The organism is Streptococcus sp. 959, from assembly GCF_013277075.1.
Taxonomy (GTDB): Bacteria; Bacillota; Bacilli; order Lactobacillales; family Streptococcaceae; genus Streptococcus; species Streptococcus pseudopneumoniae_C.
This window is the reverse complement of record NZ_VMMF01000042.1, coordinates 1-1026: the sequence shown is the minus strand read 5'-3', so window position 1 is coordinate 1026 and position 1026 is coordinate 1. Positions and strand designations below refer to the sequence as shown.

Genomic DNA, 1026 nt, shown 5'->3' with positions numbered 1-1026 from the left:
ACCAATAATCTCATCAAACTTATCAAACGCAATGCCTTTGGTTTTCGGAACTTTGAAAACTTCAAAAAACGGATTTTTATCGCTCTGAATATCAAAAAAGAAAGGACGAAATTTGTCCTTTCTCGAGCTTAGCTTTTCTTCAACCCACTACAGTTGATAATGAGCCGGAATAAAAAAGAGTTATAAACTCTCATTCAAACGGAGAATAAGGGATTCGAACCCTTGCGCCAGTTACCCGACCTAACGATTTAGCAAACCGTCCTCTTCAGCCTCTTGAGTAATTCTCCAATTAATGGGCACGAGTGGACTCGAACCACCGACCTCACGCTTATCAGGCGTGCGCTCTAACCACCTGAGCTACGCGCCCAAGTTAAAAACTTGGTAATTTGAACAAAGTTCAAAGCGGGTGACGAGAATCGAACTCGCGACAACAGCTTGGAAGGCTGTAGTTTTACCACTAAACTACACCCGCATACATACTATTAATAAAAATGGCGCGAGACGGAATCGAACCGCCGACACATGGAGCTTCAATCCATTGCTCTACCAACTGAGCTACCGAGCCTTATTGCGGGAGCAGGATTTGAACCTACGACCTTCGGGTTATGAGCCCGACGAGCTACCGAGCTGCTCCATCCCGCGTTAATAAAAAAGGAGGATGTGGGATTCGAACCCACGCACGCTTTTACACGCCTGACGGTTTTCAAGACCGTTCCCTTCAGCCGGACTTGGGTAATCCTCCATACTATTCAAATGGACCTTGTAGGACTTGAACCTACGACCACTCGGTTATGAGCCGAGAGCTCTAACCAGCTGAGCTAAAGGTCCAACAAGATCTTTATAGCGGCGAAGGGGATCGAACCCCCGACCACTCGGTTATGAGCCGAGAGCTCTAACCAGCTGAGCTAAAGGTCCAACAAGATCTTTATAGCGGCGAAGGGGATCGAACCCCCGACCTCCCGGGTATGAACCGGACGCTCTAGCCAGCTGAGCTACACCGCCATATATCGGGAAGACAGGATTCGA

At 48.0% G+C, this 1026-nt stretch carries 1 protein-coding gene and 8 tRNA genes; 1 reads left to right on the top strand and 8 read right to left on the bottom strand.

What is annotated here, in order from left to right; translation table 11 throughout:
• Positions 1–132, top strand: a 132-nt coding sequence (locus HT717_RS09710) for an ISL3 family transposase (protein WP_016569788.1), incomplete at its 5' end; no start/stop codon positions are given.
• A gap of 67 nt (positions 133–199) precedes the next feature.
• On the opposite strand, the gene HT717_RS09705 is transcribed toward HT717_RS09710, so the two are convergent.
• The 8 genes from HT717_RS09705 to HT717_RS09670 all read right to left on the bottom strand — a co-directional run bounded on the left by HT717_RS09705 (position 200) and on the right by HT717_RS09670 (position 1002).
• Positions 200–287: transfer RNA gene (locus HT717_RS09705), tRNA-Ser, on the bottom strand.
• Between the two features lie 6 nt (positions 288–293).
• Positions 294–367: transfer RNA gene (locus tag HT717_RS09700), tRNA-Ile, on the bottom strand.
• A gap of 34 nt (positions 368–401) precedes the next feature.
• A tRNA-Gly gene (locus HT717_RS09695) sits at positions 402–472 on the bottom strand.
• Between the two features lie 20 nt (positions 473–492).
• Positions 493–565: transfer RNA gene (locus HT717_RS09690), tRNA-Phe, on the bottom strand.
• A gap of 3 nt (positions 566–568) precedes the next feature.
• Positions 569–642, bottom strand: a tRNA-Met gene (locus HT717_RS09685).
• A 10-nt stretch (positions 643–652) separates the two neighbouring features.
• Positions 653–742 (bottom strand) — tRNA-Ser (locus tag HT717_RS09680).
• A 12-nt stretch (positions 743–754) separates the two neighbouring features.
• Positions 755–828 (bottom strand) — tRNA-Ile (locus HT717_RS09675).
• Between the two features lie 100 nt (positions 829–928).
• Positions 929–1002: transfer RNA gene (locus tag HT717_RS09670), tRNA-Met, on the bottom strand.
• Positions 1003–1026 lie beyond the last annotated feature (24 nt).